General features: G+C 64.9%; 14 protein-coding genes. 13 read left to right on the forward strand and 1 reads right to left on the reverse strand.

Annotated elements, in window-relative coordinates; all coding sequences use genetic code 11:
- The first annotated feature begins 112 nt into the window (after positions 1-112).
- Positions 113-2,074: a DNA mismatch repair endonuclease MutL gene (gene mutL, locus AC0GNR_RS11925; protein ID WP_472901170.1), complete on the forward strand. Its 1,962-nt coding sequence runs from the start codon at positions 113-115 to the stop codon at positions 2,072-2,074.
- Between the two features lie 143 nt (positions 2,075-2,217).
- Entirely contained in the window at positions 2,218-3,561 is a 1,344-nt protein-coding gene (gene gdhA, locus AC0GNR_RS11930) for an NADP-specific glutamate dehydrogenase (RefSeq protein WP_472901171.1), read from the forward strand.
- A 249-nt stretch (positions 3,562-3,810) separates the two neighbouring features.
- Here the strand turns inward: gdhA and AC0GNR_RS11935 are convergent, their stop codons facing one another.
- The gene (locus AC0GNR_RS11935) at positions 3,811-4,218 is read right to left on the reverse strand and encodes an HIT family protein (RefSeq protein WP_472901172.1); all 408 of its coding nucleotides are present in this window, start codon (positions 4,216-4,218) and stop codon (positions 3,811-3,813) included.
- A 74-nt stretch (positions 4,219-4,292) separates the two neighbouring features.
- On the opposite strand from AC0GNR_RS11935, the gene AC0GNR_RS11940 reads away from it, so the two are divergent.
- The 11 genes from AC0GNR_RS11940 to AC0GNR_RS11990 all read left to right on the forward strand — a co-directional run bounded on the left by AC0GNR_RS11940 (position 4,293) and on the right by AC0GNR_RS11990 (position 17,020).
- Positions 4,293-5,135 (forward strand): alpha/beta hydrolase, encoded by an 843-nt coding sequence (locus AC0GNR_RS11940; RefSeq protein ID WP_472901173.1) that lies wholly within the window; start codon positions 4,293-4,295, stop codon positions 5,133-5,135.
- 155 nt (positions 5,136-5,290) lie between these two features.
- A complete protein-coding gene (locus tag AC0GNR_RS11945; protein ID WP_472901174.1) occupies positions 5,291-6,550 on the forward strand; it encodes a multidrug effflux MFS transporter in 1,260 nt (419 codons plus the stop codon).
- Positions 6,547-7,527 carry a tRNA (adenosine(37)-N6)-dimethylallyltransferase MiaA gene (gene miaA / locus AC0GNR_RS11950; RefSeq protein ID WP_472901175.1) on the forward strand — a complete coding sequence of 327 codons (981 nt, stop codon included), beginning with the start codon at positions 6,547-6,549 and terminating at the stop codon, positions 7,525-7,527. The genes AC0GNR_RS11945 and miaA overlap by 4 nt, the downstream gene beginning before the upstream one ends.
- Positions 7,524-8,234, forward strand: a complete 711-nt coding sequence (locus AC0GNR_RS11955) for an ABC transporter ATP-binding protein (RefSeq protein ID WP_472901176.1) — start codon at positions 7,524-7,526, stop codon at positions 8,232-8,234. Before miaA ends, AC0GNR_RS11955 begins: the two co-directional genes overlap by 4 nt.
- A gap of 386 nt (positions 8,235-8,620) precedes the next feature.
- A complete protein-coding gene (locus AC0GNR_RS11960; RefSeq protein ID WP_472901177.1) occupies positions 8,621-9,586 on the forward strand; it encodes a carbohydrate porin in 966 nt (321 codons plus the stop codon).
- A 251-nt stretch (positions 9,587-9,837) separates the two neighbouring features.
- Positions 9,838-10,821 carry a LacI family DNA-binding transcriptional regulator gene (locus AC0GNR_RS11965; protein ID WP_472901178.1) on the forward strand — a complete coding sequence of 328 codons (984 nt, stop codon included), beginning with the start codon at positions 9,838-9,840 and terminating at the stop codon, positions 10,819-10,821.
- Between the two features lie 209 nt (positions 10,822-11,030).
- The gene (locus AC0GNR_RS11970; protein WP_472901179.1) at positions 11,031-12,311 is read left to right on the forward strand and encodes an ABC transporter substrate-binding protein; all 1,281 of its coding nucleotides are present in this window, start codon (positions 11,031-11,033) and stop codon (positions 12,309-12,311) included.
- An 80-nt stretch (positions 12,312-12,391) separates the two neighbouring features.
- A complete protein-coding gene (locus AC0GNR_RS11975; protein ID WP_472901180.1) occupies positions 12,392-13,300 on the forward strand; it encodes a carbohydrate ABC transporter permease in 909 nt (302 codons plus the stop codon).
- A 2-nt stretch (positions 13,301-13,302) separates the two neighbouring features.
- Positions 13,303-14,139, forward strand: coding sequence for a carbohydrate ABC transporter permease (locus tag AC0GNR_RS11980; RefSeq protein ID WP_472901181.1), 837 nt, complete (start codon positions 13,303-13,305; stop codon positions 14,137-14,139).
- 70 nt (positions 14,140-14,209) lie between these two features.
- Positions 14,210-15,853 carry an alpha-glucosidase family protein gene (locus AC0GNR_RS11985; RefSeq protein WP_472901182.1) on the forward strand — a complete coding sequence of 548 codons (1,644 nt, stop codon included), beginning with the start codon at positions 14,210-14,212 and terminating at the stop codon, positions 15,851-15,853.
- 27 nt (positions 15,854-15,880) lie between these two features.
- Entirely contained in the window at positions 15,881-17,020 is a 1,140-nt protein-coding gene (locus tag AC0GNR_RS11990) for an ABC transporter ATP-binding protein (RefSeq protein ID WP_472901183.1), read from the forward strand.
- Positions 17,021-17,069: the final 49 nt, after the last annotated feature.

A 17,069-nucleotide genomic window follows, 5' to 3' on the forward strand; every position in this document is an offset into this window, starting at 1 on the left:
GTGCAGTGGAGACAAAACCTGCCAATTATGGGGCTGCAGGGGTTCTGGCCTGCAGCGGCCGAAACAGCCGGTGGGGGCAAAGGTCACAGGCGCTAAACCTACAATTCCGCGCATGACCACGCCCCCACGCCGCCCCATACGGGAATTGCCCGACGAACTCATCAGCCAGATTGCTGCGGGCGAGGTGGTGGAACGCCCCGCTTCGGTGGTGCGCGAGTTGCTGGACAACGCGCTCGACGCCGGTGCCACCCAGATCACCGTGCGGCTGCAGGCCGGCGGCGTACGGCTGATCAGCGTGGAAGACAACGGTTGCGGCATTTTGCGCAGCGAACTGCCCACCGCGCTCAAGCGCCACGCCACCAGCAAAATTGCCAGCCTGGCCGACCTGGAGTCGGTGGGCACCATGGGTTTTCGGGGTGAGGCGCTGGCCGCCATTTGCTCGATTGCCGAAGTGTCGTTGCTGACCCGGGTGGACACCGCCGACGAACCCCACGGCTGGCTGCTGGACGGGCGCAGCGGTGAACTGCAACCCACGGCCCGCAATGTAGGCACCACGGTGGAGGTGCGCGAGCTGTTTTTCGCCACGCCCGCCCGGCGCAAGTTTCTGAAAACCGACGCCACCGAGTTGGCCCACTGTGTGGAGGCGGTGCGCCGCAACGCGCTGGCCCACCCCGAGGTGGGCTTTGCCATCTGGCACGACGGCAAGCTGGTGGCGCAGTGGCGCGCGGTGGACGGTGGCGGCACCGGCGCCCTGCGCCAGCGCCTGGCCGATGTGCTGGGCGAAGATTTTGTAGAACAAGCCGTGCCGGTGGACTGGCCGCTGGACCTGCCCGCCGAGCCCGACGACGGAGACGGCGACATGCCGCAGCGCCTGCGCGTGTGGGGGTTTGCCGGCGTGCCCGACGCGGCCCGCTCGCGCAGCGACTGGCAGTTTGCCTATGTGAACGGCCGCTATGTGCGCGACAAGGTGATCACCCACGCCGCCCGCAGCGCTTATGAGGACGTGCTGCACGGACACCGCCAGCCGGTGTATGCGCTGTTTGTGTCGCTCGACCCGACCCGGGTGGACGTGAACGTGCACCCGACCAAGATTGAGGTGCGTTTTCGCGATAGCCGCGAGGTGCACCAAGGCGTGCGCCGTGCGGTGGAGTCGGCCCTGGCCGCACCGCGCTCATCGGCTGGCGCAGTGGCCGCAACGGGCCATGCGGCCCCAGCCGCACCCGCCGGTGAGCAAGCTGCCTGGCAGCCGCCCCGAGACCAGCAAGCCCTGGCCTGGCAGCACCGCGAACCCGAGGTGGGTCACCGCGTGAGCGATCTCGGCGCGCTGTGGGGCGCCAACCCTGCCGGTACTTGGGCCGCCTCAGCCCCGCCAGGCGCGGTTGCGGCCTACGGGGCCGATGCCACCCGAGGCACCGTGGACACGGCATTCACGCCAAGCGCAACCGCTGGCACCCCGGCACCCGCCACACCGCAAGCCCTGCCCGCTGGCGAATGGCCGCTCGGGCGCGCCATTGCGCAGTTGCAGGGCGTTTACATATTGGCCGAAAACACGCAAGGCTTGGTGGTGGTGGACATGCACGCTGCACACGAGCGCATCGTTTACGAGCGCCTGAAGCAGCAACTGGACGACGAGCAACTGGCCAGCCAGCCGCTGCTGATACCGGCCACCTTTGCCGCCACGCCACAAGAAGTGGCCACCGCCGAAGACAGCGGCGTGGTGCTGGCCATGCTGGGCCTGGAGGTGGTGCCGTTTTCACCCAAAACACTGGCGGTGCGCGCCGTGCCCACCACGCTGGCGCAAGGCGACCCGGTGGAACTGGCGCGCAGCGTGCTGGCCGAGCTGGCCCAGCACGAAGCGAGCACCGTGGTGCAACGCGCCCGCAACGAGCTGCTGGCCACCATGGCCTGCCACGGCGCGGTGCGCGCCAACCGCCGCCTCACGCTGGACGAAATGAACGCCCTGCTGCGCCAGATGGAAACCACCGAGCGCTCAGACCAATGCAACCACGGGCGCCCGACTTGGCGCCAGGTGGGCATGAAGGAACTGGACGCGCTGTTTTTGCGCGGGCGCTGAAACCGCACCAAACCATGGCAACACCCGGGTTTACCCACCCACTTCACGCACCATAAGCAAGTCTTTCGCACCATTCGCGAGCGTTTTACTTGGCGAAATGCCAGTTTTGCATAATGTCATGCACTTATTTGGAGCACGACACTATGAAGTACGCATCGGTTCACGATTTCCTCGCCCACGTTGAGCAGCGCAACCCCGGCCAACCCGAATTCCTGCAAGCCGTCACGGAAGTGATGGAAAGCCTGTGGCCCTTCATTGCGGCCCATCCCAAATACGCCGAGCAAGGGCTGCTGGACCGCTTGGTCGAGCCCGAGCGCGTGGTCATGTTCCGCGTCTCGTGGGTCAACGACCACGGCGACGTGCAGGTCAACAAGGGCTACCGCATCCAGCACAGCATGGCCATTGGCCCGTACAAGGGCGGCCTGCGCTTTCACCCCTCGGTCAACCTGTCGGTGTTGAAGTTTCTGGCGTTTGAACAGACCTTCAAAAACGCCCTCACCACCCTGCCCATGGGCGGCGGCAAAGGCGGCTCCGACTTCGACCCCAAAGGCAAGAGCCCGGCCGAAGTGATGCGCTTCTGCCAGGCGTTTGTGAGCGAACTGTTCCGCCATGTGGGCGCCGACACCGATGTGCCCGCGGGCGACATTGGCGTGGGTGGCCGCGAAGTGGGCTACATGGCCGGCATGTACAAAAAACTGAGCAACCGCGCCGACTGTGTGTTCACCGGCAAGGGCATGAGCTTTGGCGGCTCGCTGATCCGCCCCGAAGCCACGGGCTACGGCACGGTGTATTTCGCCGACGAAATGCTCAAGGCCAAGGGCCGCTCGTTTGACGGCCTGCGCGTGAGCGTGTCGGGCTCGGGCAACGTTGCACAGTACGCGGTGGAAAAAGCCATGGCGCTGGGCGCCAAGGTCATCACCGTGTCCGACTCCAGCGGCACCATCGTGGACGAAGACGGCTTCACGCCCGAAAAGCTGGCGATCTTGATGGACGTGAAAAACCACCTGTACGGCCGCGTGGGCGATTACGCCGCCCGCACCGGTGTGAAGTTTGAAGCCGGCGTGACGCCATGGCATGTGCCGGTGGACGTGGCCTTGCCCTGCGCCACGCAGAACGAACTGAACGCGGCCGACGCTGCGCTGCTGATCAAAAACGGCGTGATCTGCGTGGCCGAAGGTGCCAACATGCCGTCCACCATTGAAGCGGCCAAGGCGTTTGAAGCAGCGGGTGTGTTGTACGCACCGGGCAAAGCCAGCAACGCCGGTGGCGTGGCCACCTCGGGCCTGGAAATGAGCCAGAACGCGCTGCGCCTGTCATGGCCACGCGAAGAAGTGGACGCCCGACTGCTGCAGATCATGCAAGGCATTCACGCCGCCTGCCTGAAGCACGGCACCCGCGCCGACGGCTCGGTGAGCTACATCGACGGCGCCAACATCGCTGGCTTCGTCAAGGTGGCCGACGCCATGCTGGCGCAAGGCGTTATCTAACGATCCCCCCGCGCCGCGTCTGGGGGCGCGTCACCCCCCAAGGGGGCGGCACTGGCCGTCTGGCAAAGCCAGCCCGGCGGTGCCCTGGGTGGGGCACTTCACGCCGGAAATACTGGCTTCCCCCCCCGCCGCTTCGCGTCACCCCCCAAGGGGGCGGCACTGGCCGTCTGGCAAAGCCAGCCCGGCGGTGCCCTGTGAGGGAACACTGCACTCCGGACAGGTTTCAGGCTCCAGCCGAAGTGGCGTACTTCAAAGCTGGATGCGCGCCGCCAGCGCCTGCAGCTCCGCCAGCGGCGGGTCTTTGCGGGGCCATTCCAGGCCCACGCCGTCGTTGGCGTTGCGGGGCAACACGTGCACGTGCACATGGGGCACGGTTTGCCAGCCGTCGGGTTTGTTGGTTTGCAGCAGCGTCATGCCGGTGGGCTGAAACGCGGCCTGCACGGCTTTGGCCACCCGGGTGGCGATGGCAAACAGGTGCCCGGCCTCGGCCTCGCTCAGCTCCATCACCGTTTCAACCTGGCGCTTGGTGGCCACCAACACATGGCCCGGGTTGACCTGGCCAGCGTCCATGAAGGCGATGACCTGCTCGTCTTCAAACACGATGGCGGCGGGGATTTCTCGGCGGACGATGCGGGTAAAGACGGTATCGGTCATCATGGAATGTGTGTTGGAAAGCCCAAAAGGCCATTCTGCCCTGAATTTTCCCCCGCCTGAGCACCTCCACCCTCCCCATGAAACGCCTGTTCCTTGCCGCCATCGTTGCCCTGGGTCTGCTCGCCGGCTGTGCCACGCTGGACGAGCGCCAGCGCGAGTGGATCTTTCAGCCGTCCGACCGAAGCTGGTCGCGCGGCGCCGAAGCCGCAGCGGGCATGGCCGATGTGTGGATCGACTTCCAGTCCGAAGAAACCGGCCAGCCGGTGAAATTGCACGGCCTGTGGGTGCCGCACGAAAACTTCGATGCCCAGGCCGACGCGCCCGTGTTGCTCTACCTGCACGGCGCGCGCTGGAACGTCACCGGCTCGGCCTTTCGCATGCGGCGCATGCAAGAGCTGGGGTTTTCGGTGCTGGGGGTGGACTACCGGGGCTTTGGCAAGAGCACCAACGAGCTGCCCTCTGAAACCCTGGCCGCCGAAGACGCGCGTGCCGCCTGGGACTGGCTGGGCCAGCAATACCCCGGGCGCCCGCGCTACATTTTTGGCCATTCGCTGGGCGGCGCCATCGCCATTGAACTGGCCGCGCAGGTGAGCGACGAAGCGGGCACCCTGGTCGAAGGCACGTTCACCTCCATCCCCGATGTGGTGAGCACCTTCAAATGGGGCTGGCTGCCGGTGTCGCCGCTGATCACCCAGCGCTTTGAAGCGGTGAAACGGGTGCCCGACATTGGCTCGCCGCTGCTGGTGGTGCACGGCGGGCAAGACCGCCTGATCAACCCCGAGCTGGGGCGCCGCCTGTATGAAGCAGCCACCGGGCGCAAGGCGTTTGTGCTGGTGGAAGGTGGCTCGCACCACAACACCAACTCGGTGGGGCAGGCGCAGTACCGGGTGGCGCTGGCTGAGCTGTTTGGACTGGAATAGAACACTCCCCGCGCGCCGCTTCGCGTCACACCAAAAGGGTGGCACTGGCCATCCGACAAAGCCGGCCCGGCGGTGCCCTGGGTTGGACCGTTTCATGCGTTGGGGCCGGCGCTTCGGCAACCCGTCGGCCCGGGCGCTTCTGCTACCCTCGACCGATGCCTTCCAAGCTCTCTTCTATGTCGCCCGGCCTGATCGTGCTGGTGCTCTCACTGCTGCTGGGTCTGCAGCCCATTGCCACCGACCTGTACCTGCCGGCCCTGCCCGCCCTGACCGCCGGATTTGGCGCGCCGATGGCGCAAGCCCAGCTCACGCTCACCTCCCTGCTGCTGTCGTTTGGCCTGTCGCAGCTGGTGTGGGGCCCGCTGTCTGATCGCTTTGGTCGCCGCCCCATTTTGTTGCTGGGCATGGGCGCGTTTGTGGTGGCGTCCATCGGCAGCAGCTTTTCGCCGTCCATGGAACACCTGATTGCCTGGCGTGCGCTGCAAGGCATGGCCATGGGCGCAGGTGTCATGTGCGCGCGGGCCATCGTGCGCGACCTGTACGCCCCCACCGAGGGCGCCCGCATCATGTCCAAAGGGCTCACTGGGCTGGGCGTGATCGCCTGCGCCAGTGCGCCGCTGGGCGGCCTGCTGTCCGACCTGTTTGGCTGGCGCACCGCGCTGCTGGCGCTGGCTGTGTTTGGCGCGCTCACGCTGGCGCTGCTGGTGTGGCGCTTTGAAGAAACCCTGCAACAGAAAAACCCACGCGCCTTGAAGCCGCTGACGCTGCTGCGCACCTGGGCGCAGATTGCACGGCACCCCACTTTTATTGCGTTTGCGCTGCTGGCCACCACGTCTTACGGCGGCCTGTTCACCTTCCTGGCCGCGTCGTCGTTTGTGTTCATCCAGGTGCTGGGGCTGAGCAAAACCAGCTACGGCCTGGTGATGATGTCGATGTCGCTCAGCTACATCGTGGGCACCCTGGCCTGCCGGCGCCTGCTGCTGCGCTTTGGCGTGCGCCGAACCGTGGCCATTGCCGGCCTTTTCACGCTCACCGGCGGCACTGCCATGGGGGTCATGGCGCTCATGGGGGTTCAAAACCTGTGGGCCATCATGGTGCCGTTTTACCTGTTCATGATGGGCCACGGCGTGCACCAGCCCTGCGGCCAGAGCGGTGCGGTGAGCCCGTTCCCGCAGGCGGCGGGCGCGGCTTCGGCGCTGAGCGGTTTTCTGATGATGGTGGCGGCCTTTTTCATGGGCGGCTGGCTGGGTAAAAGTTTGGCCGCCATTGGCGAGGGCAGCGGTAGCGTGCTGCCGCTCACCAACGGCATCTGGTTCTGGAGCGTGCTGATTGCTGCCACCGCCTGGACGCTGGTGCAGCGCCACGGCGAGGTGCCCACACCGGCGGCTCGAATGACCGCGGAATCCACCCCATGATGGCCACACACGAAGCGCGGCCAGCGTGCATCGCCCTCGCAGGCCCCACGGCCAGCGGCAAAAGTGCGGCGTCGCTCGCCATTGCCCAGCGCTGGCCGGTGGAGATCATCAGCGTCGACTCGGCGCTGGTGTACCGCGGCATGGACATTGGCACCGCCAAGCCCACGCCCGCCGAGCTGGCGCAAGCACCGCACCACCTGATCGACATACGCGACCCGCTGCAGGCCTACAGCGCTGCCGAATTCGTGGCCGACGCAACCCGCCTCATGGTCGACATTCGCGCCCGTGGGCGCACCCCGCTGCTGGTGGGCGGCACCATGCTGTATTTCAAGGCGCTCATGCAAGGCATGGACGACATGCCCCGCGCCGACGCCGCCGTGCGCGAGCGCATCGAAGCCCGCGCCCGCGCGCTGGGCTGGCCCGCGCTGCACGCCGAACTGGCGCGGGTGGACGCCCCCACCGCGGCGCGGCTCTCGCCCAACGACTCGCAACGCATCCAACGCGCCCTGGAGGTGTTTGAGGTCTCAGGGCAACCCATCTCAGCGCTCCAGACCCGCCAGACCGCCACCCACCCCAACCCGATTGCACCCGGCGCGCTGCTCTCGCTGGAGCCGCTCGACCGCACCTGGCTGCACGCGCGCATTGCCCAGCGCTTTGACGCCATGCTGGCGGCCGGCTTCCTGAACGAAGTGCGCCAGCTGCGCGCCCGGGGCGACCTGCACCCCGACCTGCCTTCGATGCGCTGCGTGGGCTACCGCCAGGCCTGGGAAGCGCTGGACGCTGCGGGCGACACACCCCACGCGGCCCAGCTGGCCAACCTGCGCGACCGCGGTATTTTTGCCACCCGCCAGCTGGCCAAGCGCCAGATCACCTGGCTGCGCGCCATGCCCGAGCGTGTAGCGGTTGCCTGCGACGCACCCGACGCGCTGGCCCAGGTGCTGCGGCACACCGAAGCGCTGCTGGGGCCACCCGCATGAGCGCAGAGCCGGGCCGTTCCCAGGCCAGCTCGCATTACAGCCCGCAGGGCGAAGGTACACCAGTGAGCCTGAACATTTGCGATCTGAGCAAGCGCTACGGCAGCACGCCGGTGTTCAGCCATGTGAACCTGCAGGTGGCGCCCGGGGAATTCGTGGCCATCGTGGGTGAGTCGGGTGTGGGCAAGTCCAGCCTGCTCAACTGCATGGCGGCGCTGGACGACTGGAGCAGCGGCACCATCACCCACGACGGCGTGGACCTGGGTGCGCTGAACGAAACCCAGCGCGCCCACTGGCGGCGCGAGAAGCTGGGCTTTGTGTTTCAGGCCTTTCATGTGCTACCGCACCTGGATGTGGCCCAAAACGTGGGCCTGCCACTGCTGCTGCTGAAGCGGCCCGACCCAGCCCGCGTGGAGCACATGCTGCACGCCGTGGGCCTGGGCGAGCTGGGTGAGCGCCTGCCGGCGCAGTTGTCTGGCGGCCAGTTGCAGCGCGTGGCCATTGCCCGCGCGCTGGTGCACCGCCCGAGCCTGCTGCTGGCCGACGAGCCCACCGGCAACCTAGACCCCACCACCGCCGCGCAGGTGATGGATGTGTTGCAGCAACAGGCCAAGCAAACCGGCGCTGCCCTGGTGCTGGTCACGCACTCCGAAGCGGCCGCCGCGCGGGCCCAGCGCCAGCTGCGGCTGAGCGCCACCGGCTGCAACTGATCCGGTCAACGCGGCAGGCGCCGGCACTCCTGCGACCCCGTGCACCGCAACGGCGCAGCGACGTCTTGGACGTGCCGCACCCCCTCACGCCAGAGCCCGTACTATGCCGCGTTGAGCAGTCCGGTGCTGCATTTAAATCAATTTCATTGATGTACCTTTATTACTTTGCAATCCTTTGCACCATATGGGTTTTCCCTGTGTGTTGCATGGGCATCAAATTTTCAGTTACGTAACCGGTACATCCGATAACTCAAGGGTTTACACCAAGAGCAAACGTTTGCACCAATGATCGAATAGCGCCACTTTCTTGCTGCCGAATTTCAGTCGCTTTGAAACTTACGCACCCTGAAGGTTCCTCAAAATCAATCCATCATTGGAGAAATCTCATGCAAAACGTCTTCAAACTGGCCGCTGTGGCCGCCCTGTGTGCCTCAGCCGCTGCCGCCCATGCCCAGTTGGCGCTGGACGCCAACCTGGAGCTGGACACCACCTACACCAACAAGATCGACGCCCCTGCCACCAACGCACGTGACAGCGACCTGTCGCTGGGCGGCCGCGTGGAATTCAACGTGGGTGCCAAGGCCACCAACGGCGACGCTTTTGTGGCCGCCCGCGCCAGCCTGCTGCTGAAAAAAGACGGCGACACCGGCATGGACGACCTGTGGGTGCAGGCTGGCAATGCCACCGCCGACGTGAAGCTGGGCCGCTTTGAAGCCATGGACCTGTTCCCGGTGGGCAAAGACACCGTGGTGGAATACGCGGGCTACACCCCCTACCAGGCCAATGCCCTGCGCGGCCGCAAGGGCAGCGACGTGTTCCATGGCGCCCTGGGCCTGAATGCAGCGCCTGGCCTGCGGGTGGAACTGGGCTTGGTTTTCAGCAAGGAAGGTCCCACTGCCGGTGCCGATGGCGTATTGGGCACCGCCGATGACGTTTCAGGTCAGAGCAAAGGCTTTCGCCCGGCCGTCATGTACACCAGCGGTCCACTGACGCTGCGTGCTGGTCTGGAATCCGTCAAAGAGGCGGGTACTACAAACAGCTCTGAAACCGGCCTGGGCCTGTCGGCTGGCTACCAGCTGAACAAAGACACCAACGTCAACGTGAACTTCGCCAAGAAGGAAGACGACAAGTCCTTCGGCGTGAACGCCATCATCGGCGCGGCCGGCGTGGGCCTCGTGTACGGCAAAGGCGACACCGCCGCTGCGAAAGCCACCACCGTTTACGCGGCCTACACGCTGCCATTGATGGGCGTGAAGGGTGCCAGCATCACCCCGGCCATCAGCTTCGCCAAGGGCGGCACGGGTACCAAGGGCCAGACGGCTGCCCGCGTGCGCATCAACTACGCTTTCTGATCGGTTTGATCAGGCGGGGCATCCCCTGAAACAGGGTGCCCCCACCGTTTCTTCAAGGTTTTTCATGTTGCCCGGTATCGCAAGGTACCGGGCTTTTTTGCGGCCCGTCGCTCAGCCCCTGCCGGCTCAACACAGTGGTCTTTACCGGGTGGAATAATGGTGCGATGCAGCGCACAAAACCCGTTCAATCCGCAACACCACCCACCGACAAAAGCGCAGCGGCCCCCGCAGAGGGCCGCCGCCGGATGCAGATGACCGACATTGCACGCCTGGCAGGCGTGTCCACGTCTACGGTTTCGCGCGCACTCAGTGGCAGCTCCCTGATTCCAGAGGCCACGCGCACCCGCATCACCGAGCTGGCGCGCTCGCTGAATTACCGTGTCAACGTGGGGGCCGCCAACCTGCGCAAGCGCGACGTGCAGTCGATTGGCGTGGTGATTCTGGGTGACAGCATGCAGGCCATTTCCGACCCCTTTTTGCTGAGCGTGGTGGGCACGGTGGCCGATGCCCTGGACGAGCGCGGCATGAGCCTGTTGCTCTCGCGCATGAAAGAAGGCGCCCCCCAGCAGCTCGCTGCCATTGTCGACAGCGGGCAGGTGGCCGGGCTGGTGGTGATTGGCCAGCTCACCTGGCACGAACGCCTGAACCAGCTGGCCAAAATGGATGTGCCCATGGCGGTGTGGGGCGCCAACCTGCCCGACGCCATGTACCCCACGGTGGGCAGCGACAACCTGCAGGGCGGGTATCTGGCCACGCGCCACCTGATTGAGCGCGGCTGCCGCCACATTGCGTTTTTTGGCGACGTGAACCACCCCGAGGCCGGACTGCGTTACCAGGGCTATCTGAAGGCCCTGCAAGAGGCCGGACTCACCCCCGACCCCCGGTTGCACCAGTCTTTTTTGTTCAGCGACTCTCGCATCCGGGCCGTGATCGACCAATGGCTTGACCAGCAACTGGAGTTCGACGCCATTTTTGCCAGCAGCGATGTGTGCGCGGTGTCCATCCTGGGCGCCCTGAGCGAGCGCGGCATTGCCGTGCCCACGCAGGTGAAGCTGGTGGGCTACGACGACATTGCGCTGGCCGAACACATGCACCCCTCGCTGAGTTCGGTGCGCCAGCCCTACGCCCTGGCCGGGCGCGCCCTGGTGGACCTGCTGTTTGAGGCCATCGCCGGCCAGCCGCGACGCAACGTGGTGCTGCCCACCGAGCTGATCGAGCGCGAAAGCAGCCGCTAAAAGCTGGCGCCAAACCCGTCCGCGCACACAGCCGCGGCTGGCGTGCAAAAGGCCCGTTACGAAATTTCGTTCGCGTTACGTTCACCTGGGTAGGTGAAAACCCCATCATGCAATCGTTTGCACCAATGATCCAATTCATGCACTGCCCCACCCTGAGCAACAGACGCTTGGCAGTTCATCGGACCAACCAACACCCAAGAGGCAAACGAATGAAACCAAACCCAACCGCCCTGATGGCCAAGGCGGCCGCCCTGGCACTGAGCGCCCCGCTGTGGATCGCGGGCGCCAACGCCGCCACCATCACCATCTCTTGCGGATCGGTGGGCCAGGACTTCGAGTTCTGCAAGCAAACCACGTCCGAGTGGGCCAAGAAAACCGGCCACGAAGTCAAGCTGTTCACCATCCCCAACAGCACCACCGACATCCTGGCGCTGTTTCGCCAGATGTTCGCTGCCAAGTCGTCCGACCTGGACGTGATCAACGTGGACGTGGTGTGGCCCGGCGTGATCAAAGACCACCTGCTGGACCTGAAGCCCTACAGCAAAGGCATCGAGAAGGAACACTTCCCAGCCATCGTCGCCAACAACACCGTGGACGGCAAACTGCTGGCCATGCCCTGGTTCACCGACGCCGGCCTGCTGTTCTACCGCAAGGACCTGGTTGAAAAATACGGTGCCAAGCCGCCCACCACCTGGGACGAAATGGCCGCTACAGCCAAGAAAATCCAGGACGGCGAGCGCGCCGCCGGCAACCGCGATTTCCAGGGGTTTGTGTTTCAGGCCAAGGCCTACGAAGGTCTTTCCTGCAATGCGGTGGAATGGATTCACAGCTTCGGCGGCGGCAACATCGTCAACGCCAAGGGCGAGGTCACCGTCAACAACCCCAATGCCGTGGCCGCGCTCAAGACCGCTGCGTCCTGGATCGGCACCATCGCGCCCCAGGGCGTGCTGAACTACGCCGAGGAAGAAGCCCGCGGCGTGTTCCAAAACGGCAACGCCGCCTTCATGCGCAACTGGCCTTACGCCTGGTCGCTGGGCAATGCCAAGGACTCCAAGATCTCCGGCAAGATCGGTGTCTCGGCCTTGCCCAAGGGCGGTGCCAATGGCCAGAACGCCGCCACCCTGGGTGGCTGGCAGCTCGCGGTGAGCAAATACTCCAAAAACCAGGCGGCAGCGGCCGATCTGGTGATGTACATGACCAGCCCCGAGGTGCAGAAAATGCGCGCCATCAAGGGCTCGTACAACCCGACCATTGCCGCCCTGTACCAGGACAAAGACGTGTTGGCCGCCAACCCCTTCTTTGGCAGCCTCTACAGCGTGTTCACCAGCGCCGTGCCGCGCCCTGCCACCGCCACCGGCGCGAAATACCCCGAGGTCAGCTCGGCGCTCTGGAACGCCACGCACGACGTGCTGTCGGGCAAGTCCACGGCCGAAGACAGCCTCAAGCGCCTGGAAGGCCGCCTGAACCAGGTCAAGCGCGGCAAGTGGTGATCTGCCCCCCGGGTTTCGCAGGGCCCGGGGCTTGCCGCCCCGGGCCCCATTCCTCGGTCTGAACCGGAGACACACCGATCATGAACAACAAGACACGCACCGCCTGGACCTTCATGGCCCCCATGCTGCTGGTGCTCGTGCTGGTGGCCCTGTGGCCGCTGGGTCGCACCATCTGGTTCAGCTTCACCGACGCCAATATCAACGACCTGTCGGTCACGAAATTTGTCGGATTTGAAAACTACTTTGGCGAATACGGGCTGTTCGCCAACCCCAACAACACCGACGGCTTTTTTGCCAGCGACTGGGGCGTTGCCATTCTGAACACGCTGAAGTTTTCCGTCGTATCGGTCACGCTCGAAACCCTGATGGGCCTGGGTGTGGCGATGCTGCTGAACCAGAACTTCAAGGGCCGCACCTTTGTGCGCACCGCCGTGCTGGTGCCCTGGGCCATCCCCACGATTGTGTCCGCCAAAATGTGGGGCTGGATGCTGCACGACCAGTTTGGCGTGATCAACCAGTGGCTGGTGGACGCCAGCATCATCACCGACAAGATCGCGTGGACCGCCCAGCCCGAGTACGCGCTGTGGACCGTGGTGGCGGTGGACGTGTGGAAGACCACACCGTTCATGGCGCTGCTGATTTTGGCCGCGCTTCAAACCCTGCCCAAAGACTGCTACGAGGCCGCCGAGGTCGATGGTGTGCACCCGCTGCGCGTGTTCTGGAAGGTGACCCTGCCGCTGATCAAGCCGGCGCTGATGGTGGCCGTGATTTTTCGCCTGCTCGACGCCCTGCGCGTGTTCGACCTGATCTATGTGCTGACCTCCAACAACAACAGCACCATTTCCATGTCCGGCTTTGTGCGGCGCGAAATGATCGACAACGGCTACATGGGCTACGGCTCGGCCGCGTCCACCGCGCTGTTCCTCATCATTGGCCTGTGCACGGTTGCAGCCATCAAGCTGAGCCGCATGAAACTTGGAGAGGACTGATCATGAAATCCGCTTGGTACTGGCGCGTGGCGCTCAATTTCGCCGCCACGGTGGTGGTGATCATTTCGGTGTTCCCGTTCATTTACGCGGTGTCCACCTCGCTCAAAACCGGCTCGGCGCTGTTTGAATCGACGCTCTGGCCCAACACGGTGACGCTGGACAACTACATCTCGCTGTTCACCCTGGCCGAACAGCCCTTCGGCCGCCACATCCTGAACTCGATCATGGTCTCGGTGCTGGTGGTTTCGCTGTCGCTGTTCATTGGCGTGACCGCGTCTTACGCGCTGGGCCGCATCAACTTCAAGGGCCGCGGCCTGCTGCTCACCGCAGTGCTGGCCGTGTCCATGTTTCCGCAGGTGGCGGTGCTGGCCGGCATGTTTGAGCTGATCCGTTTTCTGGGTCTTTACAACAAAGCCATTGGCCTGGTGCTGCCTTACATGATCTTCACCCTGCCGTTTACCGTGTGGGTGCTCACCACCTTCATGAAGCAGCTACCCAAAGAACTGGAAGAGGCCGCCATCATGGACGGCTGCGGCCCCGGCCGCATCATCTGGGACGTGTTCATGCCGCTGCTGTGGCCCGCCCTGGTGTCCACCGGCCTGCTGGCGTTCATTGCGGCCTGGAACGAGTTTTTGTTTGCCCTTACCTTTGTGCTGGACAACAACGAGCGCACGGTGCCGGTGTCCATCTCGCTGATTTCGGGCGCCAGCAAATACGACATACCCTGGGGCAACATCATGGCTGCCTCGGTACTGGTGACCATTCCCTTGCTCGGTTTGGTGCTGGCGTTCCAGAAAAAGATCGTCTCGGGCCTCACGGCAGGCGCGGTCAAGGGCTGAGCGCTGCCTGAGCACAATGGCCCAAATACTGCATATCCCTTTTGAATCCAACCCCCAAGACCCCTACACCATGACACCAAAAGCACCCAACAACGGCTGGTGGCGCGGCGGCGTGATCTACCAGATCTACCCGCGCTCTTACCAGGACAGCAACGGCGACGGCATTGGCGACCTGCCCGGCATCACCCAGCGGCTGGAACACATTGCCGCGCTCGGTGCCGACGGCGTCTGGCTCTCGCCCTTCTTCAAGAGCCCCATGAAGGACTTCGGTTACGACGTCAGCGACTACTGCGACGTGGACCCGATGTTTGGCACGCTGGACGACTTCAAGGTGCTGGTGCAACGCGCTCACGACCTGGGCCTGAAGGTCATGATCGACCAGGTGCTTTCGCACACCAGCGACCAGCACCCCTGGTTTGCCGAGAGCCGCGCCACCCGCCACAACCCCAAGGCCGACTGGTATGTGTGGGCCAACGCCCAAGACGACGGCACACCGCCCAACAACTGGCTGTCCATCTTTGGCGGCAGTGCCTGGCAGTGGGACACGCGCCGCTGCCAGTACTACCTGCACAACTTCCTGACCAGCCAGCCCGACCTGAACTTCCACAACCCGCAGGTGCAGGACGCACTGCTGGACTCGGTGAAGTTCTGGCTCGACCTGGGGGTGGACGGCTACCGCCTGGACACCGCCAACTTCTACTTTCACGATGCCGAATTGCGCAGCAACCCCGGCCGTGGCGCCCCCGACCCGGACAAGCCCGACCCGGCGGTGAACCCTTTCAACCCCTACGGTTGGCAGTGGCACGTGTACGACAAGAGTCGCCCGGAAAACCTGGCGTTCATGCAGCGCCTGCGCGCCCTGCTTGACCAGTACCCCGACACCACCATGGTGGGTGAAATTGGCGACGACGACGGCCTGGCCCGCGTGGCCGAATACACCGCTGGCGGCGACAAGCTGCACATGGCGTATTGCTTTGACTTGCTGGGCGAGCAGCACAGCACCGCGTTTTTGCACGGCACGCTGGAGCGTTTCAACACCGTGGTGGGCGACGGCTGGCCGTGTTGGGCACTGTCCAACCACGACTGCGAGCGCTCGGCCTCGCGCTGGGGTGGCACGCCGCCCAACCCGCAGCTGCTGCGTCTGGCCGCGGCCTTTCAGGCCAGCCTGCGGGGCACGGTTTGCCTGTACCAGGGCGAAGAGCTGGGCCTGCCCGAAGCGCAGCTGGCCTTTGAAGACCTGCAAGACCCCTACGGCATCACCATGTGGCCCGAGTTCAAAGGGCGCGACGGCTGCCGCACGCCCATGCCCTGGGTGGCCGACGCACCCCACGCCGGTTTCACCACCGGCGCCAAGCCCTGGCTGCCGGTGGCCGCGACCCACACCGCGCTGGCGGTGGACCAACAAGCCGGGCGGGCTGACAGCCTGCTGAGCTATTTCACCCAGCTGCTGCACTGGCGCCGCCAACAACCGGCCCTGCTGCACGGCAGCATGGCTCTGCTGCCGCTGCACCCGCAGGTGCTAGGCATCGTGCGCGAAAAAGGCCCGCAGCGCCTGCTGTGCGTGTTCAATTTCAGCGACCAGGCCGCCAGCCTGGCGCTGCCGTCGCCATGGGCTGGTGCCGCCACCCTGGCCGGCAGTGGCCTGGCCGGCGCACGGCTGGACGCCGGCACGGTCCATTTCGAGCCTTGGGGCGGTCTGTTTCTACAGGCCTGAACCCACCACCCCCCGACGGAGAAACCCATGTCCCGGATCGATTTCAAAAACGTCTGCAAGCGCTACGCGCCGCAGTCGCCGCTCACCATCAACAACGCCAACCTCACCATCGAAAACGGTGAGTTCTGCGTGTTCGTGGGTCCATCGGGCTGCGGCAAATCCACGCTGCTGCGCATGGTGGCCGGACTGGAAGACATCAGTTCGGGCGACCTCTCCATTGGCGGTGAGCGGGTAAACGACCTGCCACCGGCACGCCGCGGCGTGGCCATGGTGTTTCAAAGTTACGCGCTCTACCCGCACATGACGGTGCGCGACAACATGGGCTTTGGCCTCAAGGTGTTTGGCTCCAATGCGGCCGACATCGACAAAAAGGTGCGCGAAGCGGCCGACATATTGCAGCTCACCCACCTGCTGGACCGGCTGCCCAAAGAGCTTTCGGGCGGCCAGCGACAGCGCGTGGCCATTGGCCGCGCCATTGTGAAAGAGCCGCGGGTGTTTCTGTTTGATGAACCGCTGTCCAACCTGGACGCTGCCCTGCGCGTGCAGACCCGCCTGGAAATTGCGAAGCTGCACCGCGAAATTGGCACGGCCAGCATGATCTACGTGACGCACGACCAGGTCGAAGCCATGACCCTGGCCGACAAGATCGTGCTGCTGCGCGCAGGTGACGACGTGCAGACCAAAGGCTCCATCGCCCAGATCGGCACGCCGATGGACCTGTACCACCGGCCCAACAGCCTGTTCGTGGCCGAATTCATTGGCTCGCCCAAGATGAACATCTTGCCCGCCACCTTCCAGTCGGCAGACCAGGGCCGCGCCCACATCACGGTCGCCGGGCACGCCTTTGAGGTGGCGGTGCAGGCCGAGCACCTCGCCGCCCACCAGCCGGTGAGCATGGGCCTGCGGCCCGAACACATGCGCCTGGCCGACGCGGACAACAGCCCCAACAGCCTGCCAGCCCGGGTGGCCCACATCGAAAAGCTGGGAGAAGCCTCGCTGCTGTATCTGGACCTCGGTGGCGGCGCACCCACCATCACCCTCAAGCTGGAAGGCACCACCGCCCACAAAATGGGCGATGCCATCCGGCTGCAGGTGAACGCCCAAGACCTTCACCTGTTTGACAGCACTGGCGAAGCCCTCACGCGCACCGTATCCTTGCCTACTTGAAAGGCTCAGCCGCCCATTCCATTCACACACACCTTCGGGCGGGAGTTCC

The sequence above is a fragment of the Hydrogenophaga sp. LT287 genome (genome assembly GCF_055702805.1).

Bases quoted from the DNA above. Each gene is read 5' to 3' on its own strand.
- mutL (WP_472901170.1), top strand. From the start codon at position 113: ATGACCACGCCCCCACGCCGCCCCATACGGGAATTGCCCGACGAACTC.
- gdhA (WP_472901171.1), top strand. From the start codon at position 2,218: ATGAAGTACGCATCGGTTCACGATTTCCTCGCCCACGTTGAGCAGCGC.
- AC0GNR_RS11935 (WP_472901172.1), bottom strand. From the start codon at position 4,218: ATGATGACCGATACCGTCTTTACCCGCATCGTCCGCCGAGAAATCCCC.
- AC0GNR_RS11940 (WP_472901173.1), top strand. From the start codon at position 4,293: ATGAAACGCCTGTTCCTTGCCGCCATCGTTGCCCTGGGTCTGCTCGCC.
- AC0GNR_RS11945 (WP_472901174.1), top strand. From the start codon at position 5,291: ATGCCTTCCAAGCTCTCTTCTATGTCGCCCGGCCTGATCGTGCTGGTG.
- miaA (WP_472901175.1), top strand. From the start codon at position 6,547: ATGATGGCCACACACGAAGCGCGGCCAGCGTGCATCGCCCTCGCAGGC.
- AC0GNR_RS11955 (WP_472901176.1), top strand. From the start codon at position 7,524: ATGAGCGCAGAGCCGGGCCGTTCCCAGGCCAGCTCGCATTACAGCCCG.
- AC0GNR_RS11960 (WP_472901177.1), top strand. From the start codon at position 8,621: ATGCAAAACGTCTTCAAACTGGCCGCTGTGGCCGCCCTGTGTGCCTCA.
- AC0GNR_RS11965 (WP_472901178.1), top strand. From the start codon at position 9,838: ATGACCGACATTGCACGCCTGGCAGGCGTGTCCACGTCTACGGTTTCG.
- AC0GNR_RS11970 (WP_472901179.1), top strand. From the start codon at position 11,031: ATGAAACCAAACCCAACCGCCCTGATGGCCAAGGCGGCCGCCCTGGCA.
- AC0GNR_RS11975 (WP_472901180.1), top strand. From the start codon at position 12,392: ATGAACAACAAGACACGCACCGCCTGGACCTTCATGGCCCCCATGCTG.
- AC0GNR_RS11980 (WP_472901181.1), top strand. From the start codon at position 13,303: ATGAAATCCGCTTGGTACTGGCGCGTGGCGCTCAATTTCGCCGCCACG.
- AC0GNR_RS11985 (WP_472901182.1), top strand. From the start codon at position 14,210: ATGACACCAAAAGCACCCAACAACGGCTGGTGGCGCGGCGGCGTGATC.
- AC0GNR_RS11990 (WP_472901183.1), top strand. From the start codon at position 15,881: ATGTCCCGGATCGATTTCAAAAACGTCTGCAAGCGCTACGCGCCGCAG.